Origin of the sequence: Marinobacter sp., from assembly GCF_041595835.1 — a bacterium.
GTDB lineage: Bacteria > Pseudomonadota > Gammaproteobacteria > Pseudomonadales > Oleiphilaceae > Marinobacter.
Genome location: NZ_JBFHJO010000041.1, coordinates 1 through 23320, shown reverse-complemented (window position 1 = coordinate 23320; position 23320 = coordinate 1). Strand labels below are relative to the sequence as shown.

General features: G+C 53.0%; 25 protein-coding genes and 3 tRNA genes. 11 read left to right on the top strand and 17 right to left on the bottom strand.

Annotation, left to right across the window (positions count from 1 at the left end):
- Nucleotides 1-262 precede the first annotated feature (262 nt).
- Nucleotides 263-349 (bottom strand) — tRNA-Leu (locus ABYA77_RS12045).
- On the opposite strand from ABYA77_RS12045, the gene ABYA77_RS12040 reads away from it, so the two are divergent.
- The 9 genes from ABYA77_RS12040 (at nucleotide 324) to alr (ending at nucleotide 8717) form a co-directional block, all read left to right on the top strand.
- Nucleotides 324-557 (top strand): hypothetical protein, encoded by a 234-nt coding sequence (locus tag ABYA77_RS12040; RefSeq protein WP_372966222.1) that lies wholly within the window; start codon nucleotides 324-326, stop codon nucleotides 555-557. The genes ABYA77_RS12045 and ABYA77_RS12040 overlap by 26 nt on opposite strands.
- A 44-nt stretch (nucleotides 558-601) precedes the next feature.
- Complete coding sequence (gene rnr, locus ABYA77_RS12035) at nucleotides 602-3052, top strand: ribonuclease R (RefSeq protein WP_372966221.1); 2451 nt, start codon at nucleotides 602-604, stop codon at nucleotides 3050-3052.
- A 25-nt stretch (nucleotides 3053-3077) separates the two neighbouring features.
- Nucleotides 3078-3815, top strand: coding sequence for a 23S rRNA (guanosine(2251)-2'-O)-methyltransferase RlmB (gene rlmB / locus ABYA77_RS12030; RefSeq protein WP_372966220.1), 738 nt, complete (start codon nucleotides 3078-3080; stop codon nucleotides 3813-3815).
- A gap of 243 nt (nucleotides 3816-4058) precedes the next feature.
- Complete coding sequence (gene rpsF, locus ABYA77_RS12025; protein ID WP_372966219.1) at nucleotides 4059-4475, top strand: 30S ribosomal protein S6; 417 nt, start codon at nucleotides 4059-4061, stop codon at nucleotides 4473-4475.
- 24 nt (nucleotides 4476-4499) lie between these two features.
- The gene (gene rpsR / locus ABYA77_RS12020) at nucleotides 4500-4730 is read left to right on the top strand and encodes a 30S ribosomal protein S18 (RefSeq protein ID WP_008937282.1); all 231 of its coding nucleotides are present in this window, start codon (nucleotides 4500-4502) and stop codon (nucleotides 4728-4730) included.
- Nucleotides 4731-4755: 25 nt separating this feature from the next.
- On the top strand, nucleotides 4756-5622 hold the full coding sequence (locus ABYA77_RS12015) for a hypothetical protein (protein ID WP_372966218.1): 867 nt from the start codon (nucleotides 4756-4758) through the stop codon (nucleotides 5620-5622).
- Nucleotides 5623-5642: 20 nt separating this feature from the next.
- Entirely contained in the window at nucleotides 5643-6089 is a 447-nt protein-coding gene (rplI, locus tag ABYA77_RS12010) for a 50S ribosomal protein L9 (protein ID WP_372966217.1), read from the top strand.
- A gap of 148 nt (nucleotides 6090-6237) precedes the next feature.
- Nucleotides 6238-7644 (top strand): replicative DNA helicase, encoded by a 1407-nt coding sequence (gene dnaB / locus ABYA77_RS12005; RefSeq protein WP_372966216.1) that lies wholly within the window; start codon nucleotides 6238-6240, stop codon nucleotides 7642-7644.
- Nucleotides 7644-8717, top strand: a complete 1074-nt coding sequence (gene alr, locus ABYA77_RS12000) for an alanine racemase (RefSeq protein ID WP_372966215.1) — start codon at nucleotides 7644-7646, stop codon at nucleotides 8715-8717. The genes dnaB and alr overlap by 1 nt, the downstream gene beginning before the upstream one ends.
- A 30-nt stretch (nucleotides 8718-8747) precedes the next feature.
- Here alr and ABYA77_RS11995 read toward each other — a convergent pair whose 3' ends face one another.
- On the bottom strand, nucleotides 8748-9104 hold the full coding sequence (locus tag ABYA77_RS11995; protein ID WP_372966214.1) for a hypothetical protein: 357 nt from the start codon (nucleotides 9102-9104) through the stop codon (nucleotides 8748-8750).
- 186 nt (nucleotides 9105-9290) lie between these two features.
- Between ABYA77_RS11995 and ABYA77_RS11990 the strand changes: the two genes are divergently transcribed.
- Nucleotides 9291-10163 (top strand): sugar nucleotide-binding protein, encoded by an 873-nt coding sequence (locus ABYA77_RS11990; RefSeq protein WP_372966213.1) that lies wholly within the window; start codon nucleotides 9291-9293, stop codon nucleotides 10161-10163.
- 32 nt (nucleotides 10164-10195) lie between these two features.
- Here the strand turns inward: ABYA77_RS11990 and fnr are convergent, their stop codons facing one another.
- Together fnr and ylqF are read right to left on the bottom strand one after the other, a co-directional pair.
- Nucleotides 10196-10945, bottom strand: coding sequence for a fumarate/nitrate reduction transcriptional regulator Fnr (fnr, locus tag ABYA77_RS11985; protein ID WP_372966212.1), 750 nt, complete (start codon nucleotides 10943-10945; stop codon nucleotides 10196-10198).
- A gap of 186 nt (nucleotides 10946-11131) precedes the next feature.
- Nucleotides 11132-12067, bottom strand: coding sequence for a ribosome biogenesis GTPase YlqF (ylqF, locus tag ABYA77_RS11980; RefSeq protein ID WP_372966211.1), 936 nt, complete (start codon nucleotides 12065-12067; stop codon nucleotides 11132-11134).
- Nucleotides 12068-12302: 235 nt separating this feature from the next.
- Between ylqF and ABYA77_RS11975 the strand changes: the two genes are divergently transcribed.
- Nucleotides 12303-12743 carry a Spy/CpxP family protein refolding chaperone gene (locus tag ABYA77_RS11975; protein ID WP_372966210.1) on the top strand — a complete coding sequence of 147 codons (441 nt, stop codon included), beginning with the start codon at nucleotides 12303-12305 and terminating at the stop codon, nucleotides 12741-12743.
- Nucleotides 12744-12804: 61 nt separating this feature from the next.
- On the opposite strand, the gene lipA is transcribed toward ABYA77_RS11975, so the two are convergent.
- The 13 genes from lipA to ABYA77_RS11910 form a co-directional block, all read right to left on the bottom strand.
- Nucleotides 12805-13851 carry a lipoyl synthase gene (gene lipA / locus ABYA77_RS11970; protein ID WP_372966209.1) on the bottom strand — a complete coding sequence of 349 codons (1047 nt, stop codon included), beginning with the start codon at nucleotides 13849-13851 and terminating at the stop codon, nucleotides 12805-12807.
- A 131-nt stretch (nucleotides 13852-13982) separates the two neighbouring features.
- On the bottom strand, nucleotides 13983-15260 hold the full coding sequence (locus tag ABYA77_RS11965; RefSeq protein ID WP_372966208.1) for an O-acetylhomoserine aminocarboxypropyltransferase/cysteine synthase family protein: 1278 nt from the start codon (nucleotides 15258-15260) through the stop codon (nucleotides 13983-13985).
- A gap of 151 nt (nucleotides 15261-15411) precedes the next feature.
- Entirely contained in the window at nucleotides 15412-16623 is a 1212-nt protein-coding gene (locus tag ABYA77_RS11960; RefSeq protein ID WP_372966207.1) for a serine hydrolase domain-containing protein, read from the bottom strand.
- A 126-nt stretch (nucleotides 16624-16749) separates the two neighbouring features.
- Nucleotides 16750-17199 carry a PACE efflux transporter gene (locus ABYA77_RS11955; protein WP_372966206.1) on the bottom strand — a complete coding sequence of 150 codons (450 nt, stop codon included), beginning with the start codon at nucleotides 17197-17199 and terminating at the stop codon, nucleotides 16750-16752.
- 109 nt (nucleotides 17200-17308) lie between these two features.
- A tRNA-Met gene (locus ABYA77_RS11950) sits at nucleotides 17309-17385 on the bottom strand.
- Nucleotides 17386-17477: 92 nt separating this feature from the next.
- Nucleotides 17478-18569, bottom strand: coding sequence for a redox-regulated ATPase YchF (ychF, locus tag ABYA77_RS11945; RefSeq protein ID WP_372966205.1), 1092 nt, complete (start codon nucleotides 18567-18569; stop codon nucleotides 17478-17480).
- Between the two features lie 82 nt (nucleotides 18570-18651).
- Nucleotides 18652-19242: an aminoacyl-tRNA hydrolase gene (pth, locus tag ABYA77_RS11940; protein ID WP_372966204.1), complete on the bottom strand. Its 591-nt coding sequence runs from the start codon at nucleotides 19240-19242 to the stop codon at nucleotides 18652-18654.
- A 21-nt stretch (nucleotides 19243-19263) separates the two neighbouring features.
- On the bottom strand, nucleotides 19264-19902 hold the full coding sequence (locus ABYA77_RS11935) for a 50S ribosomal protein L25/general stress protein Ctc (protein WP_372966203.1): 639 nt from the start codon (nucleotides 19900-19902) through the stop codon (nucleotides 19264-19266).
- A gap of 190 nt (nucleotides 19903-20092) precedes the next feature.
- On the bottom strand, nucleotides 20093-21043 hold the full coding sequence (locus tag ABYA77_RS11930) for a ribose-phosphate diphosphokinase (protein ID WP_372966202.1): 951 nt from the start codon (nucleotides 21041-21043) through the stop codon (nucleotides 20093-20095).
- Between the two features lie 52 nt (nucleotides 21044-21095).
- Nucleotides 21096-21170: transfer RNA gene (locus ABYA77_RS11925), tRNA-Gln, on the bottom strand.
- A gap of 19 nt (nucleotides 21171-21189) precedes the next feature.
- Nucleotides 21190-22053, bottom strand: a complete 864-nt coding sequence (gene ispE, locus ABYA77_RS11920; protein WP_372966201.1) for a 4-(cytidine 5'-diphospho)-2-C-methyl-D-erythritol kinase — start codon at nucleotides 22051-22053, stop codon at nucleotides 21190-21192.
- 4 nt (nucleotides 22054-22057) lie between these two features.
- Nucleotides 22058-22684 (bottom strand): lipoprotein insertase outer membrane protein LolB, encoded by a 627-nt coding sequence (gene lolB / locus ABYA77_RS11915; protein WP_372966200.1) that lies wholly within the window; start codon nucleotides 22682-22684, stop codon nucleotides 22058-22060.
- The coding region (locus ABYA77_RS11910) for a tetratricopeptide repeat protein (protein ID WP_372966199.1) at nucleotides 22681-23320 on the bottom strand (640 nt) is incomplete at its 5' end. The genes lolB and ABYA77_RS11910, both read right to left, overlap by 4 nt.

Sequence of the window (23320 nt, the reverse complement as noted above, 5' to 3'; positions counted from 1 at the left end):
GTGGAACGGTAACAGGCTGCGGAATGCTGTTCCGTGATGCCCCGAACAGTGCTTATGCACAGGTAACTTACGGCTATAAAACGCTTACGGAATACCTGATTGAGGGGTTGGCAGAGTCACCTGCTGACGAGTGAATAGTGGGCGGCAAGCGAGATTGCCTGCCGCTTTTTTAACAGGCACAAAAAATCTCCAGACACGAAGAGTGGTGTTTGGGGCAGGGTGCGATATTTTCTGGGGTTTTGCCATTTCCTGAAGGAGGAAATGGTGCCGAGGAGAGGACTTGAACCTCCACGGGGTTGCCCCCACTAGCACCTGAAGCTAGCGTGTCTACCAATTTCACCACCTCGGCAGGTGATTTGCAGTTTTGCTGTCAGTTTGTTGAAAACTTAGCGTTTCTGCCAGAGTTGAAGGAAGCCCCTCAACCGATGGCGCGTACTTTAATGATTCCTTTTGAGGCTGTCAAACGTTTTGGTAAAAAAAATTTTGCTGTATTTGTGCCTATTAATCGCCCCTTACCATGGAGGTTTGTAGCTGCAGCGTTATACTGTGGTAATTAGTGAATTTCGCCGCGCAGAATGCGGCCTGAACAACAAGGATCCGAATGGTTTCCAGAAAGAAAAAAGGACGGGACCCTCACGCTGAACGTGAAGCCCAGAAGTACGATAACCCCATCCAGAGCCGGGAGTTTATTCTTAATCACCTCAAAGAACGTGGTGCTCCGGCTACGCACGAAACTCTGTGCCAGGAATTGGGGCAGGAGTCGGCAGAAGGTATTGAGGCATTGCGCCGTCGCCTGATTGCCATGTGTCGTGACGGGCAATTGATCTGCAACCGTCGGGATGCGTTTCTGCCTATTGAAGAGGCGGATCTGGTGACGGGCAAGATCGTCGGGCATCGGGATGGTTTTGGTTTCCTGATACCTGATGACGGTAGCTCCGATCTGTTTATGACCGCGCGCCAGATGCGCCAGGTCTTTCATGGCGACAGGGTGGCCGCCCGGGTGGATCGTGTAGACGATCGTGGGCGTCGTGAAGGCGTTATTGTGGATGTATTGGAGCACCGTACGGAACAAACGGTTGGCCGATTCTTTAAAGAAAGCGGCATTGCTTTCGTCGTGCCTGAAAATGCCCGGATTAATCACGAGATACTGATTCCGGATGAAAATGTGGGTAAGGCCGTGCATGGCCAGTATGTTGTTGTTGAAATTTTGCGCCAGCCTACAATCCGTACCCAACCGACGGGCCGGGTGATCGAAGTTCTGGGTGAGCACATGGCTCCTGGTATGGAGATTGATGTTGCGATCCGTTCCTACGATATTCCCCATAGTTGGCCGGCTGCAGTCGGTGAACAAGCGGCTTCGATCCCGGCTGAAGTTGCTGAAGAGGACAAGGTTAACCGGGTCGATATTCGTAATATGCGGCTGGTCACTATCGATGACGAGACTGCTCGCGACTTTGATGATGCGATCTATTGCGAACCTCGCGCCCGAGGTGGCTACCGGCTGGTTGTGGCGATTGCTGATGTGTCTCATTACGTCCGCCCGGGTTCACCGTTGGACGAAGAGGCTGTGCAGCGAGGTAACTCCGTTTACTTCCCGGATCATGTGGTGCCAATGTTGCCGGAGAAGCTCTCCAATGGCCTGTGCTCATTGAATCCGGGTGTTGACCGGTTGTGCATGGTGGCGGATATGACCATCAGCGCGGCGGGTAACATCAGTGGCTACACCTTTTACCAGGCGGTGATGCGCAGTCACGCCCGGCTGACTTATAACAAAGTCAGCACCATGCTTGAACATCCAGACACTGAGCAGGGGTACACGCTCAGTGCTCACTACGCAGATTTATTGCCGCATCTGCACAATTTATATGAGCTCTATAAGCTTCTTCGAAAAGCAAGGACTGAGCGTGGTGCTATCGATTTTGAGACAACGGAGACAAAAGTTGTCTTCGATGCGAATCGCAAGATTGAAGAAATTGTGCCAGTACATCGTAACGATGCACACAAGATTGTGGAAGAGTGCATGTTGTGTGCAAACGTGGCAACAGCGCGCTTCCTCAAAAAGCACAAGATGCCTGCGCTCTACCGGGTGCATGATGGTCCTTCCGAAGAGCGTTTGGGTAAACTGAGGCTGTTTTTGAGTGAGCTGGGTCTTCAGTTGGGTGGTGGTGATAAGCCCACTTCTGGAGACTATCAAAAATTATTGGCTGAAGTTGCGGACCGGGCGGATGCGAACGTCATCCAGATGGTGATGTTGCGTTCATTGAGTCAGGCGGTGTACAGCCCGGAAGAAAGTGGTCACTTTGGTCTTGGCTTTGCGAGTTATACCCACTTCACTTCTCCTATTCGTCGCTACCCGGACCTGATCGTGCATAGGGCGATTAAGTCTTGTATTCACAATCCGGAAATGCAGAAAGATGTGGTGTCACCAAAGGTGATGGACGCCGAGTTGGCAGTTTATCCCTACGATTACGCCAAAATTGAAAAGCTTGGTGAGCATTGCTCGATGACAGAGCGGCGAGCTGATGATGCTACCCGCGATGTTATGGCCTGGCTCAAATGTGAATTTTTGAAGGATCACGTTGGCGAAGAGTATGACGGCGTTATAGCGGCGGTTGTGCCCTTTGGTTTCTTTGTGGAGCTTTCGGATATCTACATTGAAGGCTTGGTGCATGTATCGACCCTGAGTGGTGATTACTTCCATCACGACGCGGCCAAGCATCGGATGATTGGTGAGCGCACTGCAGTAAGCTTCCGCTTGGGGGATGAAGTGCGGGTCAAGGTTGTTCGTGTGGGGCTTGAAGATCGTAAGATTGATCTGGAGTTGACCAGTAAGCCGAAAAAACGAACAGCCGATAGGGATGCCTTGGATATTGCCAAGCGTGAACCTCGTAATAAAGGTGATCGGGCTGGCAAAGGCGGTAAGCGTGGTAAGCCGGGGAAGCCCGTCAGTGCTAAAGAAAAGTTAGCGGGTGAAGCTGCCCGGGAAGCATCCAAAAAAGGCGCTAAAGGCAAACCGGCGGTCGCGAGCAAAAAGCGGAAGAGCCGGAAGTAATCAGCTGCACAGGAATTGATCGCTAGTGTCTCAGGAATATGTATTTGGTTGGCATGCCGTGGATGCAGTGTTGAAACGGGAGCCGGAGCGATTGTTGCGGGTTTGGATTCAGACTGGCCGGCAGGATAAACGAGTAAAGTCGGTAACAGAAGCGCTGGATACCCTTGGTGTTCGCTGGAGTGTCGTGCATCGCCGGGAGTTGGATGAGCGGGTTTCCGGAGTGCATCAGGGTGTGGTTGCTGAAGTGTCCGAAAGTCGTGAATGGACAGAGGCAGACTTGTTGGCCCAATTGGCAACGAGTAACAGGCCACCTTTTCTGCTGGTTTTGGATGGCGTGACAGATCCTCATAATCTGGGGGCCTGTATGCGTACGGCCGATGCTGTCGGAGTTCAGGCAGTGATTGTTCCCAAAGATAAATCGGCAACTCTTACGCCAGTGGCCAGAAAAGTGGCTTGTGGTGCGGCGGAAACCGTGCCGTTCGTGAGAGTAACGAATTTGGCTCGTTGTCTGAGAGAGCTAAAAGATATGGGGATTTGGTTGATAGGCACTGCTGGCGAGTCTGATGCCAGCCTTTATCAGGCGGATTTCAAAGGTCCGGTTGCTTTGGTCATGGGTGCAGAAGGTAAGGGGATGCGTCGTCTTACTCGTGAGCATTGCGATCAGTTGATTAATATTCCGATGCTAGGCCATGTGGACAGCCTGAACGTCTCGGTTGCTACGGGTGTTTGCTTATACGAAGCTTTGCGCCAGCGCATCGGTTAATCCTTGCACGACACCTCCCTTGGGCATAGAATACGTCACCCCTTTTAGAAGGGGTGGTTTTGTATTGCCTGTAATTAGGGAAGCGAAATCTGGCTTTTAGTCAGGTGTTTATCGTTAATGCCTTGTCAATAAAGCAAAAAGAAGCCGGCAGCTTAGCTGTCACCTCCTTGCTTTCTACGCTTGGGAGCAGCACCACAAGGTGTTCTCTGAAGACGAAAGCTGTTTAACCCGTAGGGAGAACTCATGCGTCACTACGAAATCGTATTTATGGTACATCCTGATCAGAGCGAGCAAGTGCCCGCGATGATCGAGCGTTATACCGGCGTCATCACTGAAGATGGCGGTCAGGTACATCGCCTGGAAGATTGGGGCCGTCGTCACCTGGCATACCCGATCAACAAGATTCACAAGGCTCACTACGTGCTGATGAACGTTGAATGTTCACAAGCTGCGATGGACGAGCTGACTCATAACTTCCGCTTCAACGATGCCATCATTCGTGAGCTGATTTTGCGTCGCGACGAGGCTGTGACTGAACTGTCTCCGATGAAAGCCGCTGAGTCCCGTGAGGACCGTCGTTCCGGCGGAGATGATCGTCCACGCCGTTCAGTAGAGTCTGACGAAAGTCAGAACACTGATTCCCAAGGCGAAGAAGAGTAATTCACCGGAGTTAGGAGTTAAGTTATGGCTCGTTTTTTCAGACGTCGTAAGTTCTGCCGCTTCACGGCAGAAGGTGTTAAAGAGATCGATTACAAGGATCTGGACACCCTGAAAGGCTACATCACTGAAACCGGCAAAATCGTGCCCAGCCGTATCACCGGCACCAAAGCACGTTATCAGCGTCAGCTGGCTACCGCAATCAAGCGCGCCCGCTACCTGGCACTGCTGCCGTATACGGATAGTCACGACCACTAAGCACTGACAGACAGGACCCGGGACCATGCGTGCACTGGCACAGTATGTAATGCGCGGTCCCATGCAGGCCGGCGGGGTTGCAGTAGTCACGACTACTGTTCCTTTGTTGTTCTGGGTAGGCGCAGCAGTTACTGCCTTAGTCATTATGCGACTAGGGATTCGGCAGGGGTTAACAATTGGCCTCTGGGCATTTTTGCCAGCATTGGGTTGGGCCACATACGGGCAGAATCCAACGGCTCTGATCGTTCTGTTGCAAACGATGCTGATGGCATCGGTCTTCAGAGCAACGCTGTCCTGGGAAAACGCGCTCTTATCCGGCGCCTTTCTGACGATATTGAGCGGGCTGATGTTGCCCCTTATGTATCCGGCACTTCTAAATGAACTTGTTCAGATAGGTGTCGATTTTTACGATCAATACAACGCCGAAATGGTTCAGGCTCTGGGCGGCGACCTGGAGCGGATCATTCGAAGCGCGATGAGCGCCAGCATGGTGGGATCGTCTTTCGCAACTGCGATCGGCATGACCATGTTGGCGAGAGCCTGGCAGGCAGGGTTGTATAACCCGGGTGGATTCCGGCGTGAATTCCATGCCATCAGGCTGTCGCCGGCCATTGCGATTGTTTGCGCTGTAACCATGGTGTCGGGCCCGTTACTGGGGCTTAATCCGGTGCTGTTGGCCTGGGCCGCAGGAACTCCGCTTTTTGTGGCAGGTTTGGCTCTGGTTCATGGTGTTGTTGGTCGTAAGCAGTGGGGCGGACAGGCACTGTTTGCGTTTTACGTTGTACTGGGTCTGTTGGGTCTGAATCTGATGATGCTGTTGTTGGTTCTGGCTTTTGTGGATAGCTGGCTGGATTTCCGGGGGCGTATAGTACCTGCCGGGCCGGCTGAATAAAGCACGAAGAGGTTAACGAGATGGAAGTTATTCTGCTCGAGAAAGTAGCAAACCTTGGCACCCTGGGCGACAAGGTAAAAGTTAAGGCCGGTTACGGTCGTAATTTCCTGCTGCCGTATGGCAAGGCTGTGCCTGCTACGGAAGCAAATGTAAAGGCGTTTGAAGAACGTCGCGCTGAGCTGGAAAAAGCTGCTGCTGAGAAGCTGGCAACTGCCCAGTCCCGTGCAGAGGCTCTGGAAGGCGCTGCCTTCACCATTACCTCCAAGGCTGGTGAAGAAGGTAAACTGTTCGGTTCTATCGGTGTTCGTGATATTGCAGAAATCGTTTCTGCAGGCGGCACTGAAGTAGAGAAGAGCGAAGTTCGTTTGCCGGAAGGTCCGCTTCGGGCTATCGGTGAGTACGAAATCGAGCTTCACCTGCACACCGACGTTGAAACTACCATCAAGCTGGCGATTGTTGCCGAGTAATCGGTTGTCAGCAGGCGGTTAGTTCAGAGGCATCTGAAGCTCTGGTTTTAGATGTCTTAAACGGGCCCGAGCCGGAAACGGTTTCGGGCCCGTTTGTTTCTGGTATTCTTGTACTTCTGTTTTTTCATTTCTTACGTGTCTGGTGTCTATGGCAACTCCCACTCTTAAACCTGCATCGATTGATCCGGAAACCAGTCGCATCAAGGTTCCCCCTCATTCTGTTGAAGCGGAACAGGCTGTGCTTGGGGGCCTGATGCTGGATAACCGGCGCTTTGATGAGATCTCAGAAATTATCTCGGCTGCCGATTTCTACCGTCAGGATCATCGCCTGATTTTTGGAGCGGTGGAGCGTTTGGCCAGCGAGAGTGAACCACTGGATGTGGTTACGCTTGCTGAATTCCTGGAGCGCGCAGGGGATATCGAAGATGCCGGAGGTCTTGCTTATCTGGCAGAGCTGGCTGAGAAAACCCCGGGTGCCGCAAATATCGCAGCTTATGCCGATATTGTACGAGAGCGCTCGATCCTGAGGCAGTTGGTAGAAGTGTCGGGCAAGATTTCCGATTCGGCCTTTAATCCCCAGGGGCGAAAGAGTAACGAAATATTGGATGAGGCTGAGCGAAGCGTCTTCCAGATTGCTGAGGCACGCACCAAAGAAGGCTCTGGGCCCAAGGGGATCAATCCGATTCTGGCGACCACATTAAGCCGAATTGAAGAGCTGTTTGAGTCTGGGGAACAAACGACAGGCCTGACAACTGGATTTCGTGATTTGGACGACCAAACTTCGGGTATGCAGCCTGCAGATCTGATAATCGTTGCCGGTCGGCCGTCTATGGGTAAAACCACCTTTGCAATGAACATTGTTGAAAATGCGCTGATCAGTACCGGCACGCCGATACTGGTTTTCAGTATGGAGATGCCCGCGGATGCTCTGGCGATGCGTATGTTGTCATCTCTGGGGCGCATTGATCAGACCAAGGTACGGGGTGGTAAGCTCGAAGAAGAAGACTGGCCTCGTCTGACCTCGGCCGTTAGCCTGTTGAAAGACAAACCCCTTTATATCGATGATACCCCGGGGCTGAGCCCTACGGAAATGCGCTCCAGGGCTCGCCGGATTGCCCGTGAAAACGGGGGGAAAATCGGGCTGATCATGGTCGATTACCTTCAGCTGATGCGCGTGCCCGGAAATACTGAAGGCCGTACCGCGGAAATTTCCGAAATCTCCCGGTCTTTGAAGGGGATCGCTAAAGAGTTGAGCTGCCCGGTCGTGGCGTTGTCCCAGTTGAACCGAAGTCTTGAGCAGCGGCCTAATAAACGCCCGGTCAACTCCGACCTTCGGGAGTCAGGCGCGATTGAGCAAGATGCAGACGTCATCATGTTCGTATATCGGGATGAGGTCTATAACGAAGATACTCAGGACAAGGGCATCGCTGAAATTATTATCGGTAAACAGCGGAACGGCCCCATTGGCACCATACGCTTAGCCTTTATTGGTAAATACACCAAGTTCGAGGACTTGGCGCATGGAGATTACGGCGATTACGGTGATGACTATTAATGCCACGTTCTACTGTTGCGAGAATTAATCTGGAGGCTCTGAGGTACAACTTCAGAGTTGCGCAAGCCCGGGCCGGAACTGCGCAAGCCATGGCGGTTGTGAAGGCTGATGGGTATGGGCACGGTATTCGCTCTGTGGCGAAGGCGCTGGCAAGCCAGGCCAGCAAATTTGCGGTGGCTTGCCTGGAAGAAGCGCTTGAAATACGTGCGGCGGGCCTGGATCAGCCGGTGGTTATGCTACAAGGGGTTCATAGCCCGCAAGACCTGGACGTATGTCGGCAGCAGGGATTCGAGCCAGTATTGCATAACAGAGCCCAGCTTGAGTGGCTGACAGCCGCTAGTGCGCCCTTGTTCTGGCTGAAAGTGAATACAGGGATGAATCGCCTTGGTTTCAGGCCTGATGATTTATCTTTGGTGCTGGGGGAGCTTGAATCTGCCGGGTGTCGCATACCTGTGCAGGGCTTTGTGACTCACTTTGCGTGTGCAGATGACACGACGAGTCCTATGACCGTTGAGCAGACTCGCATTTTTGAACGTGCTACTGCGGCCTGGCCTGAGCTGATGCGAAGTGTGGGTAATTCTGCTGCCCACTTTTTGCCCGGGCAACCGCTTTATGACTGGAGCCGTCCAGGGATTATGCTTTACGGCGCGTCTCCGGTGATTGGCACGACGGCGAAAGAATTAGGACTGAGGCCGGTGATGACGCTAGAGGCCCCCTTAATTACCACACGAGTGGTCGGCCCGGGAGAGTCTATTGGGTACGGTTCAAGCTGGGTGGCAGACACCGAAACCCGGATGGGAATGGTGGCAGTCGGTTATGGTGACGGGTATCCGCGCCATGCGGGCACGGGAACACCTGCTGCGGTCAGAGGCCAGCGTATACGCCTCCTGGGCAGAGTTTCGATGGATATGCTGGCTGTCGACCTATCACAGGTGCCTGAGGCAAAAGAAGGCGACAGGGTAGAGTTGTGGGGTGAGCAGGTGAGTGTAGACGAAGTGGCTTCCTGTGCTGGCACCATTGGTTATGAATTGCTGACAGGGGTTACCGCAAGAGTACCTCGGGTTTGTCAGTAATCAACGGTCCCGGTCTTATTGGTTGGGGGATCACTGTGTATCTGGTTCGTGAATGATTTCCTCGATAAACTCGAGGATAGCAGCCAGGCTTGGCTCATCCAGTTTTTTTAGTACCTTGTGAATAACCATTTTGCTCCCCTTGAGCATGCTGCTGATTCCCATTTTTGCCATGCCCATTGTCATGCTGCCAGCATTCAGGCGGCGCAGGGGTTCCAGAAAAAAGAAATCCAGGCCTTGATCCGTCAGTTCTATAATCAGATTGTACAGCTTATCGACGGCTTCTTTGTCTGCTTTACCATGCGCCTTTAGCTCGCTGACGGTATACAGAGCCCTGGTTCGGAGCTCATCTGGGATCGGTGCAACAATGTGGCTTTGATGTTTCAGCATGAAAAATTCCGGTGTTGTATGCTCAGTGTCAGCACAATTTCTTGGAATTGCGTGGCCACCGTTCTGGTCGCAAGTAAGTTGTGAGATAGTTTGACGAATAGTGCAGTAAAATGACCGTTTGGGCCATTGGCCTGAACGTTTGATCGCAGCCGTCATATCAGTGAAATCCGGAGGCCTTGAATTCCTGTGCATGTATTAGTTGTTCACGATTACGGTTTGTTAGGTCGGGTACTTCTTGATCGTTTACGTGCAACGCACCTTCGGGTCAGCCCGTTGCTGGTGAGTGATCCGGCAACGGTAGACCTTCACGCGTTGGCCAGCTGGATCCCTGAGGACACAGACCTGATTGTGAATGCGCTATGGTTGGTAGATCCTGAGTTAGCTGAAAGTGACCGGGAAGCCACCCATGAAGTGGCGTTTTCGCTGCCATTGGCGCTGGCGGCTCATGCGCTTGAACACAATATGGCGATGCTACAGTTGTCATCTTGCTATGTGTTTGATGGCCGGAAGCAGGATGCTTATATCGCCTCCAACCCGGGGCAGCCCATCAATGAACTTGGGCGCTGGCAGTGGGAGTGTGAACAGGCTCTGCGAAGCCAGTTGGCAAGACACATTATTCTGCGAACCGGATGGAGCCTCGCCCGTATTGCAAAGAAAGTGTACGAAAACAGCGCCAGTTCAGAAGCCGTTTCTTTGCCTGGTCGCTGCCTTGGTCAGCCGGTTGCAGTGAAAGATCTTGCAAGGGTAATGGCTGCAATTATTTTGCAGCTGGACTGTGGAGCTGAAGCCTGGGGGACATACCAATACGCCGGTGCGGAAGAGATCTCTTTGTATGAACTCGGGCTCTCTATTGCCGGTATGCCAGGTATTCCTGAGGGAATAAGAGTGGTCGATGATGTACCGGACTGGGGGCATCTTGAACCCGTTAACAATACGATGGTGTGCACAAAAATCCGCAACACTTTCGGGATCAAGCAGCAGCCCTGGCGTAGCTGGCTGGCTGAAGAGTTTGCAATGGTCAAGGAAGCCGGTAAAACGGAGGGCGAGCCAGCCGCGTGACAAGCGGCCGGCTCTGATTTTGTTGAGTGGTTTTATCTGCAGGTTTGCTTAGCAAAATCCCGGGTGACCATCTGCAGTGCTTCAACATCTAACAGCTCTACTTCACGCCCTTTCGCGCGAATGATTCCCTGGTTCTGAAAACGGGTAAACACACGGCTGACTGTCTCAACGGCCAGGCCGAGGAAGTTTGCGATGTCGTTACGGGGCATTGGCAGGCTGAAATTGGTGGCTGACATGCGGCGGCGGCGGAACCGGCTGGAAAGAGAGAGCAGCAGGGCTGCAATACGCTCTTCTGCTGTATTTTTGCTGAGCAACATGGCCAACTGATGGCTGTTCTGAATTTCCTGGCTCATCAGGTGGTACATGTGATGCTGGAGTTCCGGAAGCTTGATTGTGAGCTCTTGCAATTTATCAACCGGAAACTCACAAAGACTCGTGCGCTCCAGAGCCTTTGCTGTGCATGCGTAGGTTTCGCCACTCATGCTGTCGAGGCCTACAAGTTCACCTGGCATAAAGAAGCCCGTGACCTGTTCCTCACCCCCCTCAGTGATGATGGATGTTTTAATTGAACCGCTTTTAACCGCGAAGCAGGATTTGAAGGGCGTGCTCTGGTCAAAAATATGCTCGCCACGGTTATAAATTTTTCCTTGCTGAACAATATCTTCAAGTCTGTCCAGGTCGTTTTCTTCGATTGCCAGAGGCAAGCAGAGATTGCTCAAGCTGCATTGGTTGCAGGAGGCTTTGAGCGGCGACAGTTGGTGGAGAGGAATTGCCTGAGCCATAGTTAATGGACCATCCGGGTTGATCGATGACGGCCCGCACAACTTAGCGTGCGGAGCGAAAGGGTTCTGTGAAAACCGTTAAAACAGGGGAAATTTCAAAATCCACTGTCCTTTTCGTTGATCAGCGTCAAGTATAACAAAAGAAGGTGGCATTATGTCGCACCATCTGACTACAAGTGTTTTTTCTTAACCTCTGGATTTAGCATTTTTCTGTTTGCGAGTTTGATCTTTAAGAGCTTTTTCAGCAAGCTCCGCTTCTTCTCGCGCTCTGGCTTCTGCCAGTTCTTTTTCGATCATCGCAGGTGTTTCCAGTGAAATACGGCCAATCGTGCCGGCTCTGAATTCATTGATGAGTACTTCTGAGACTTTATGTAGATCGGGTACGCCGCCACGACCCAAAAATTTCCGTTTCACGGCAATGGCATCCATGAGCGCCAGCCCGTCTCGGGGTTGCTCGCTAAGGCCATAGCGGGACATCGCCAGATCGGGGTAGGTCTCTACGAGGTAGTCGGCTTCAAACATAGCGACATCTTCGAAGTCGAGAACTGCACTGCGTATGGCTCCGCTGATGGCCAGGCGGTAACCACACTGCTCTGGTGACAGCTTGGGCCAAAGAAACCCGGGGGTGTCATACAGCAGAATGTTGTCCTGCAGCTTGATGGCCTGCTGAGCGCGGGTTACCGCTGGCTCATTCCCGGTTTTTGCCGCAGGTCTTCCTGCCAGCGTATTGATGAGTGTGGACTTTCCGACGTTGGGGATGCCGAGGATCATCACCCGTAAAGCACTCTTCTGACGGTCGTGACCGGGTGTTAGCTCTTGTGCAAGTTTCAGAATGTTCAGCGCTTCCTGGCGCTGGTTGTGGGTCAGGGTGATGGCTCGCACGCCACGCTCCTGTTCCAGCCACTCTAGCCATTGGCCTGTAATTGCCGGGTCAGCCAGATCCCGCTTGTTAAGCACTTTGATCAACGGCGTATCGCCACGTAGTGAAGGAACAAGGGGGTTTTCGCTACTGAAGGGGAGTCTGGCGTCTACTACCTCAATGATGAGATCCATCTGGGGCATGACTTTTTTGATCTCCTTTCGGGCCTTGTGCATGTGCCCGGGAAACCAGTTAATGGCCATGATGTCTGCTCCGTATGGTATGGAAAGTCGCCATTATGCAGGGGAATGACTAATTTTTCACATTGCTTAGAGGCTTGATTGGCGCGGTATTAACAAGGGGGGATGGATAGTGCGTACAAAAAGAAGAGGTGTTGGGGTGAAATTCTGAGAGTGAATGATTTAGGGTGTCAGTCTCTGAGGCGTAAAACTCACAACTCAGTGGTGTGAATCGGCCACTGAATATACGGAGAGTACTATGAAACTTAAGCATTTTATTGGCACTGCACTGGTTGCTCTTAGCCTTTCGCTTCCGGCTTTTGCCCAACAGGGGCAACCTGATAAGGTCGCTCAACTGGCGGAGATGGTAGGGCTGTCTGCTGACCAGCAAACAGAAATCCGGGGTATTATCAGTGAAGTGGAAGGTGAGCTTGGCGAGCTTCGCCAGAGCGCCCAAACCTTACAGCAAAACCTGCAGGCTGAAATTAAAGCGGACTACGACGAGAAAAGTATTCGTTTGAATGCTGAGAAGCTTGGCGATGTGACCGGTGAAATCGCGGCGCTGTCTGCGTTGATGCAAGCCAAGGTTGATGCTGTATTTACCGATGAACAACGTGATGAGCTGGATCGTAAAATGCGGGAGATGCAACAGCAGATGCAGCGCCACATGCAACAACGTCAGATGCAGCAGTCCCAATAAGAGAGTGCGAGGAAGCGCTCTCTGCACTTCCTCGGTAGTCTATCGGGTATGAGGATGTATGCTATTCCACATTCTTGACAGGGATCTGCAGGGCTTGGGTGGAGTCAGGCACGTTTGGTACGGCCAAGCCCAGGTTATTCTTGTCGAACACCCGGTCAGCGCGGTAGCTGGAGCGGACCATAGGGCCTGAGGGTACTTCCATAAAGCCTTTCTCAAGACCGATTTCCCGAAACCGGTTGAATTCTTCTGGTGTGACGTAACGTTCCACCGGCAGATGATTCCTGGTGGGGCGCAGGTATTGGCCCAGAGTGAGAATATCCACGCCGATGGCGCGAAGGTCATCCATGGTTTCAAGTACTTCGCTTTCTGTTTCGCCAAGCCCCAGCATCAGACTGGTTTTGGTGATGACATCCGGGCGGTATTGCTTGGCGTGAGCGAGAACACTGAGGGTTTTCTCGTAACCCGCTCGGGGGTCGCGCACCCGGCTGGTAAGGCGTTTGACGGTTTCCACATTCTGGGCGAAGACATCCAGGCCGGAATCCACCACTTTCTCGACATTACTCATCACGGCATCAAAGTCCGGGGTGAGGGCCTCTACAGCAACCTCCGGGGTGCGTTGTTTAATGGCAGACACGCACGCCGCATAGTGCGCCGCGCCGCCATCGTCGAGGTCATCCCGGTCCACAGACGTTAGCACTATGTAACGAAGGCCCATGAGCTCTACAGACTTGGCGGTGTTTTCCGGTTCATCAGAGTCCAGCCAGCCTTTCGGGTTGCCTGTGTCGACCGCGCAGAACTTACAGGCGCGTGTGCAGACCGAACCCATCACCATGATGGTGGCCGTGCCGTTTGTCCAGCATTCCCCTATATTGGGGCAGTGGGATTCCTGGCACACGGTACTCAGGCGATGCTCAGAAACATTACGGCGCACTTCGTCATAGCGCTCGCCACCAGGCATCCTCGCCCTCAGCCATTTTGGCTTGCGCTCCTGAGGTTTCTCTTCCGAACTTGAAGTCGATCGCTTTACTCCGTCTTTGATGGCCGAGAAGCCATGTTCGTTACGGAATTTGGATCCACTGCTAATGCGGGGTTCTGCGTTGTCGCTCATTGGCTCGGGAGCTCTCGAATCAAAGTAGGAAGAGCTATAAAGGGTAATGGGCGAGGCGGGGAGTTACAAGACGGATACGGGCAATCACGGGGTAACCGGGCACGACTTTGGTCGTACCCGGTTGATTTGGATCAGGCTTGGGATTTTTCCAGTGCCTGAGTAATGTCGGCAATGATGTCTTCGACATCTTCAATACCGATGGATAAACGGATCAGGTCTTCACTTACACCTGCGCTCTTCAGCTCTTTTGCGTCCAGCTGGCGGTGTGTGGTTGTAGCCGGGTGGCAGGCCAGGGACTTGGCATCACCAATGTTCACCAATCGCAGGATCAGGTCCAGAGCATCAATAAACTTGGCACCGGCTTCCCGGCCGCCTTTGATGCCAAAACTCAGAATGCCTGAGGCTTTGCCGCCACAGATCTTTTCACAGGTTGCTTTATATGGGCTGTTTGCCAGGCCTGCGTAGTTTACCCATTCAACGGCAGGGTGTTCCTGCAGGAATTGGGCTACTTTTTCGGCGTTGGAGCAGTGGCGCTCCATGCGCAAAGCCAGCGTTTCCATACCTTGCATAATCAGGAACGCATTAAATGGTGACAGTGCAGCGCCGGTGTTGCGTAGCGGAACTACTCGGCAGCGGCCAATAAATGCAGCGGCACCAAGAGCCTCTGTATAAACCACGCCGTGGTAAGAGGGGTCGGGCTGATTCATCATCGGGAATTTGTCGGCGTTGGCTTTCCAGTCAAACTTACCAGAATCCACCACAATACCTGCGACGGTTGTACCGTGACCGCCAATGTATTTTGTCAGAGAGTGGATGACGATATCCGCACCATGCTCGAAGGGGCGGCACAAGAGCGGCGTGGCAACAGTGTTGTCAACGATCAGCGGGATGCCATGCTTATGGGCAATTTCGGCCCATTTTTGGATATCGACGATGTTACCGGCCGGATTACCAATGGATTCGCAGAACAGTGCGCGAGTCTGGTCATCGATGGCATTTTCCAGAGCCTCGAAATCATCATGCGCTACCATTTTGCAGGTGATGCCCTGATTCGGAAGAGAGTGGGCAAACAGGTTATAGGTGCCGCCGTACAGCTGGCCGGTACTGACAATGTTGTTGCCAACACGGCAGATGGTCTGCAGGGCGTAGGTAATGGCCGACATACCGGAGGCAACGGCCAGTGCGCCAATACCACCTTCGAGTGCTGCCATGCGCTCTTCGAGAACCGCATTGGTGGGGTTCATGATACGGGTGTAAATGTTGCCTTGAACCTTAAGGTCAAACAGGTCTGCACCGTGTTGAGTGTCATCAAAGGTGTAAGACGTTGTCTGGTAAATTGGCGTGGTAGCGGCTCTGGTGGTCGGGTCGCTCTTGAAGCCTGCGTGCAGGGCGAGAGTTGCTGGTTTCATCACAACATTCCTTGCTGGTGGATTGTTCGTTATTGGTTGAGGCAACCGAGTATGCCACAGGGCGTGGAGTCATCGAATAGCTGAGCGCGTTTTAGAGCTGCGATCGGTGTCTTTTACCGTGCGGGCCCTTCAAAACATGACGGTTGTCGCGTTAGACCATTGCGCCATAGACCAGGGCCCGGAGCTCTTGTCGGATGGGGTAAGAGGATGATGGCATCAGTTGAGTCATGAATATGACCACCAGATCTTCCTCAGGATCTATGAAGAAGTTGGTGCTGGCCAGCCCGCCCCAGCCAAACTCCCCTTCAGAACCTATGGTTTGTGATTGCGTGACGTTGGTTTTTACCGAAAAACCCAGGCCAAAGCCGCTGCCTTGGTAGGGGGTTTCGCTGAATCCGCCAATGGATAGGGCCGGGAGATCCTGATTACCCGGTAGATGGTTTCTGCGCATGAACTCAAGAGTTTTGCGGCCGATAATACGTTGCCCCTTATACTGGCCGCCCTGGCAAAGGGCCTGGGCAAACTTGTGGTAATCATCGATGGTTGAAACCAGTCCGCCACCGCCAGACAGGAACCGGGGTGGCTTCAGGAATTTTGAGCGCGCCGGATCGTCCTGCAGCTTCATTTTGTCACCAGGCTGATACAGGTAGCAGGACGCAAAGCGATCCTGCTGATCGGGGCGCACATGAAAGCCTGTGTCGGTCATGTCCAGTGGTTGAAAAATGTGTTCATTAAAGTATTCATCGAGACTCTTGCCCGAAAGCACCTGAACCAGATAACCCAGTACATCGGTCGACACAGAATAGTTCCAGGCCGTACCGGGAGAAAATTCGAGCGGAAGTTCTGCCAGTTTATCGACGAGCTTGTCCAGAGTAAGAATAGTGCTGCCGTCCAGTTTCAGTTGGCGGTAGGCGGCGTCTACTTCTGTTCTTTCGGTAAAACCGTATGTCAGGCCTGAGGTGTGGGTCAGCAAGTCCCGGATTGTCATCTCAGTGGCGGCAGGCTCAGTTTTAAAGTCCGGATAGCTGCCGCTCTTGTAAACCCGCATGTTGCGCCAGGACGGAATGTATTTGTGCACGGGGTCATTCAACAGAAATTTGCCCTGTTCATACAGTTGCATCATTGCGATGGAGGTGACGGGCTTGGTCATGGAATAGATGCGGAACAGGGTGTCTCTCTGCATGGGGCGGTTGCGCTCGACATCCATTAGTCCCTGCGCCTGAATCCAGACAATTTCGCCATGACGGGCTACGAGCGTTACCCCGCCGGGAAGTTTTTCCGGCTGGATGTAACGTTCATTGAAATGGTGAGAGATTCGGTCAAGGGCATTGACAGATAAGCCTGACACGATGGATTCGCGCATAGAAAAATTCCAGAGGATGTAAAACGAAAAAAGCCCGAACTCCTGTGGTCGGGCTATACAGAATACTGCGGTCGCTGGCTGGAGTCGAACCACTTGTTACCAGAAGGTTTGTGTCGGTTGAGTTGGTCAGGGCTCTTTGATTTTCGGAGAAGTCGTGTCTGGCTGATCGTTGTCGGGAAAGATTGTGTCGTAACACCAAGTGAACACGAATGCATAAATCAGGTAGAACACCATAAACGCAATATCCATGACCAGAGCTTCCAGCAGGCTGACTTCGAGCCACCAGACAATAATGGGCAGAAACACAAGCATGAGCCCGAATTCAAAACCAATAGCATGTAGAAAACGAACCCTCAGGGCTTTTCGGGTTGTACCGGTCAGCCGTTTCAGGCCGTGATCAAAGGCCAGATTGTAGATGTAGTTCCAGAAGGTGGCGATGGCTGCCCCAATGGCTGCCAGCACGCCGGTTTGCCCTAGGTCGAGGCCAAAAGCGAAAGCGGCCAGAGGGGTGGAAAGGAGAAGGCCAAAGATCTCAAATGAAATGGCTTGGCGGATTCTGTCTTTAGTCGTTCTCATAGCAAGGCTGCCATGCAAAGCGGGTCGTCCCGCACTAAGCTCCCGGAATGGGTGAGGCCGTCCTCAAAACAGAAAAGGGCCACCGTTTACACGGTGGCCCTTCGAATACTGGTAGCAAGGGGCGGAGTCGAACCGCCGACCCCAGCATTATGAGTGCTGTGCTCTAACCAACTGAGCTACCTTGCCAAATCGTTTTGGGGATCACCCCAAACGAGGCGCGTATTTTCGGCATTTGGCCTCAAGCTGTCAAGGCTTGGATGCCAATATTTCCCGAAAAGTTACACGTTAAAGCGGAAGTGGATGACGTCGCCGTCCTGAACGATGTATTCCTTGCCTTCCAGACGCCATTTTCCGGCATCTTTAGCACCGGCTTCGCCTTTGTACTGAATGAAATCGTCATAACTGATGACTTCAGCACGAATAAATCCGCGCTCGAAGTCAGTGTGAATAACGGCAGCGGCCTGAGGGGCGGTGGCGCCAATCCTTACAGTCCAGGCACGAACTTCTTTCACGCCAGCAGTGAAATAGGTTTGCAGGTCCAGAAGTTTGTAGCCTGCGCGGATTACGCGGTCGAGGCCGGCCTCTTCCATGCCCATTTCATCCAGAAACATGGCTTTTTCATCGTCTTCCAGTTCGGAGATCTCGGCTTCGATCTTGTTACAGATCGGCACAACGGCCGCATTTTCCGACGCAGCAATTTCCCGAACCACGTCGAGGTGCGGGTTGTTTTCGAAGCCGTCTTCGCTAACGTTGGCTATGTACATGGTGGGCTTGATGGTCAGCAGACACAGCTCACGGATTAATGTCAGCTGGTCTTTGTCGAGGTTCATGCTGCGCACGGGCTTGCCCTCATTCAGGACAGGGAGCAGCTTTTCGAACATTTCGAGTTGAGCTTTAGCTTCTTTATCGCCGCTTTTAGCGATGCGCTGAACCCGTTTGATCGCTTTTTCTACGGTGTCCAGGTCGGCCAGGGCAAGCTCGGTGTTGATGACCTCGATGTCGGATGCAGGGTCCACCTTATTGGCAACGTGAATGACATTGTTGTCTTCGAAGCAGCGCACTACGTGGGCGATGGCGTCTGTCTGGCGGATATTGGCCAGGAACTGGTTGCCAAGGCCCTCACCTTTGGAGGCGCCAGCAACCAGGCCGGCGATATCCACGAACTCCATTGTTGTGGGTACCGTGCGCTCGGGCTTTACGATCTCCGCGAGTTTGTTTAAACGTGGGTCCGGCATGGCCACTACGCCGGCATTCGGTTCGATGGTGCAGAACGGGAAGTTTTCCGCGCCGATACCGGCTTTGGTCAATGCGTTGAACAAGGTTGATTTGCCGACGTTAGGTAGGCCGACGATGCCGCAGTTAAAACCCATGGAATGCCTCTGCTGGAACTAATAATTTGCGCGGATTATACCGGTGTATCGGTATAGGTGCGAATAAGGAGTTGTGTTGTGTTCAGGTTGCTGGCTTGAAGCTGTGCAGGCGGTTCATGGCGGCTGCGAGATTGCCGTTTGCGGCATCGGGCAGTACGCGCATGATTTCATTATTTACTGCATTGAGGTTTTCAGTTTCCTGCTTACCGAGTCGGCCGAGTACATAGCCGGTTACCTTGCGGCTATCACCGGGGTGGCCTATGCCAATGCGAAGTCTTTGGAAGTCTTTGGTGCCCAGATGTGCAATGGCATCGCGCAAGCCGTTATGCCCGCCGTGGCCGCCACCTTTCTTAAATCTGGCTGTGCCAGAGGGGATGTCGAGTTCGTCGTGGGCAATAAGGATCTGCTCAGGAGCAATTTTGAAAAAGTCCGCTAGCGCCTTGATGGCCAGGCCGCTGCGATTCATAAACGTACTGGGGTTGAGCAGATGCAGGTCTAGGCCCTGCCATTGAATGCGGGCATATAAACCGTGGTACTTCTTTTCGGGGCGGAGCGTCTGACCCGCATCGCGGGCCAGAGCTTCGACGAACAGGGCGCCGGCATTATGGCGGGTATTCTCGTAGTCAGCGCCAGGGTTCCCCAAGCCAACCACCATGACAATATCCTGTGCCATATGCCAGTCCCTCCGGAGTAATTACTCCTCGTTGCCTTCCTCAGCTTCAGCGTCTTCGGCGTCATCGGCCTTAACACCTTTCGGCTTTTGGATAGCTACAACAGCTTGATCATGCTCTGAGTCGTGCTGCAGGGCAGGAATGCGAACGCCTTCTGGCAGTTTCAGATCGCTCATGTGAACAACCTGGTCCATTTCAACCTCAGACAGATCTACTGCGATGAACTCAGGCAGATTCTGCGGCAAACAAGCAATTTCAATCTCAGTCAACAGGCGGAATGCAACGCCACCGAAGGTTTTGATTGCCGGAGCTGTGTCTTCGTTCAGCAGGTGCAGCGGAACGTGAACAACGATCTCCTGGTTCTTGTCAACGCGCAGGAAGTCAGCGTGGGAAAGCAGCGGCTTGTATGGGTGGCGCTGCAGATCCTTCAGGATCACGCTTTCTTTTTTGCCGTTCAGCTCAAGGGTCAGAACGTGTGAGAAGAAAGCCTCATTCTCCAGGGCTTTTTTCAGTTCGTTGTGCCAAATGGAAATAGAAACGGCTTCTTTGCCAGCACCGTAGACGATAGCTGGGATTTTCTTTTCCTCACGACGCAGGCGGCGGCTCGCACCTCTCCCCTGATCGTCACGAGGAAATGCTTCAATAACAAATTCCTGGGACATGGTATGTACCTCAATCGTCATCTGAACTGCCCGCGACCAGGCGTTTGAACAGATGATGTTTCTGAATAGCCTCAGAATATTTTCTCAGGCTGACTAAAAGAGTCGGGAGCCGTGTAGGGCTCCCGACTCCGATGCTGTTTCAGCGTATTCTAACCTGTTGGGTTGCCTGCGTATTTCCGGGGATTCCGGATCACATGTTCTCGAACAGGGCGCTGATAGACTCTTCATTGCTGACGCGGCGAATAGATTCTGCGAGTAGGCCAGCCATACTGAGGACGCGGATTTTATCACACTTCTTCGCTTTGTCACTCAGTGGAATGGTGTCACAAACAATCAGTTCGTCGAGTTCGGATCCGCTGATATTTTCGATCGCCGGGCCGGACAGTACCGGGTGGGTGATGTAAGCCACAACCCGTGACGCGCCACGGTTTTTAAGTGCTTCGGCGGCTTTGCACAGAGTGCCGGCAGTATCAACGATGTCATCCACCAGGATGCAGGTTTTATCTTGCACGTCTCCAATGATGTGCATGACCTGAGACACGTTCGCTTTCGGGCGACGTTTGTCGATGATGGCCAGGTCGGCATCGTTCATTCGTTTGGCCACGGCCCGGGCACGGACAACGCCGCCGACGTCTGGAGATACAACAACGAAGTTTTCGAAACGTTGCTTTTCGATATCTTCGAGCAGAACCGGTGTTGCATAGATGTTATCTACCGGAATATCGAAGAATCCTTGAATCTGGTCTGCGTGCAGGTCGAGAGTCAGTACGCGATCTGCGCCGATGCTGGAGATCATGTCAGCCACGACCTTGGCGCTGATGGCTACCCGGGTTGAGCGTACCCGACGATCCTGACGCGCATATCCGTAATAGGGGATAACGGTGGTGATGCGAGAGGCGGAAGCGCGACGAAGTGCGTCGGCCATCACGATCAGTTCCATCAGGTTGTCGTTGGTGGGGTAGCAGGTGGGCTGAATGATGAAAACATCATGGCCACGTACATTCTCATTGATCTCGACGGTGGTTTCACCATCGCTAAACCGGCCTACAGTGGCCTGACCCATGGGAATATGGAGTTTTTTTGCGATTGCTTTGGCAAGTTCAGGGTTGGCGTTGCCAGAGAAAATCATCAGTTTTGACACGACGGCATCCTTCTCATTATCGGCGTTTGATTCAGAAGAAGCGGGAGAAAGGTGGCTGGGGTGGCAGGATTCGAACCTGCGCATGACGGGATCAAAACCCGTTGCCTTACCACTTGGCGACACCCCAGTATCGTGCTTTTTTGGCATCATTCTAGCTCTGTTAGCTTTATGTGAAGTGGTGAAATATTCACCCCTTTAGCTACGAACCCCTTGATGCCGGAGGGTTTGCTTTCCCAGATAATCCGGGCTGCGGATTCTGTAGGGAAACGTCCAAAAATGCAAGCCCCGGTTCCGGTTAATCTTGCAGGTCCGAATTGTGCCAGCCATTCCAGGCTTCGGTTAACCTCAGGATACAGTTTTCTAACTACATCCTCGCAGTCATTTCGGTACCTCGAGGCGTCTCCCTCAAAAGCGGGGCGTATTTTCAATTTTGGGGTGTCTCTTGTCAAGCCTTCTTCGGAAAAAATCTTTCCGGTATTAATTTCGCAGTCTGGTTTGAGCACGACAAACCAGTCTTCAGGAGGGTTTGCAGGGGTAAGTATTTCCCCTACGCCTTCACCAATGGCCGCCCGTCCGCGCACGAAAACCGGTACGTCGGCGCCCAGAGTAAGTCCGATTTTTGCCAGTTCATCTTCAGAGAGGTTGAGGCGCCAGAGTTTATTTAGGCCTGCCAGAGTGGTTGCTGCGTTGGAGCTTCCACCACCGAGGCCGCCGCCCATGGGGAGGCGCTTGGTCAGTCCGATGGTTACCCCCGGGAGTTCGTGGCTTGAGTGAGCTGCCAGAGATTTCGCCGCACGGACTATCAGGTTATGGTCGTCGGGAACTCCGGGAATAGGGTTTTCGAGGCGTATACCCGGTTGCTCAGGCGTGAGGGTAAATGTCAGCTCATCGCTGTAGTCGAGGAACTGGAACAGTGTCTGGAGCTCGTGGTAGCCATCAGGACGCCTGCCGGTGATGTGCAGGAACAGGTTTAGTTTTGCCGGCGAGGGCAGGGTGATGCTGGTTGTCACGTTTTTAGTCCTCGCGTTGCCAGTTGCTGATCACAACCCGAACTCTTTTGTCTTCCTTCAGAGCGGTAACTCGCGCGGGTAATTCCGGCAGGTTTCCGGCCGATGGGTGCCAGCGGTCGTAGCGTATTTCCCAGCCGTCCTGTTTGATGAGTGCCAGCTTGTTTTTATCGTCAAACAGTAACCGGAAATCACCTTCTGGGGCCGGTAATCCTTTGATCCACCAGGTTAGATTGTCTATGGGTAGTTGCCAGCCAGTAGCAGCTTTGATCAGGTTTTCCGGCTCTGAGGACTGATAAATGTCGCCGTTGGCCATTGTAAGATGTATGTAGCCCGGGACGCCTCTGAGCTGGGTGCTGCCCATACCCAGAAACGATGAAGACAGTGCAAGCTCGTAGCTCTCACCCTGCTGTTGCCAGCGATTTATAATAGCGGTTCCACTATCGGATGGCTGTTTTACGGCGAGTTTTCCGGACAGCAGCCAGTGGTTGAATCTGGTCAGCTCGGCGGTGTGAGAGGCCCAGTTTGCCGGTGGCTGGTCGGTCATTCCGTTGGGCAGGGGCTCAAGTTGTATGGTGGTGCAGCCTGCCAAAGAGAGCAGGCAGGCCAGCGCCAGGGGGAGCCGACAGGTCATTCATGGCTCCCGGTTGTGGTCAGGCGTTCTACGGTTTTTGTCAGTATGTCGTGGTCTGGGTCAGCCTCCAGCCCTTTTTGCCAGATAATACGAGCCTGCTCTTCTTCTCCGATGCTCCAGAGTGCTTCACCATAGTGGGCCGCCACTTCAGGGTCAGGGTAGACTGCCCACGCCCGTGACAGGTAGTCCAGAGCTTCCATCACCTTGCCTTGCCTGAACAGTACCCAGCCCATGCTGTCCAGAATGGCTGGGTTTTCCGGATCGAGGGTCAGGGCTTTCTCTATGTGGCGTTGTGCCTCGTCCAGGCGGTTGGTACGTTCAGTCAATATGTAGCCCAGAGCGTTCAGGGTGACAGAGCTGTCGGGCTGTATTTCAAGAATGGTGTTGAGGTCCTGCTCAGCTTTGTCTGTCTGGCCCTCCGAGTCCAGTAGCATGGCGCGGGCATAGCGGGTTTCGATATTTCGGGGGAATTCTGCGAGTGCCGCATTGGCCGCGATCAGTGCTTGTGGTTTTTTATCCTGATCAATCAGTAAGTTGACTTCAAGCAGCCAGAGTTTCTCTGCTTGGTCCGGATTGTTTGCTCTCAGTGACTGAAGGTAGGTTACGGCCTCGTCCAGTTCTCCTGCCTGAGCCTGC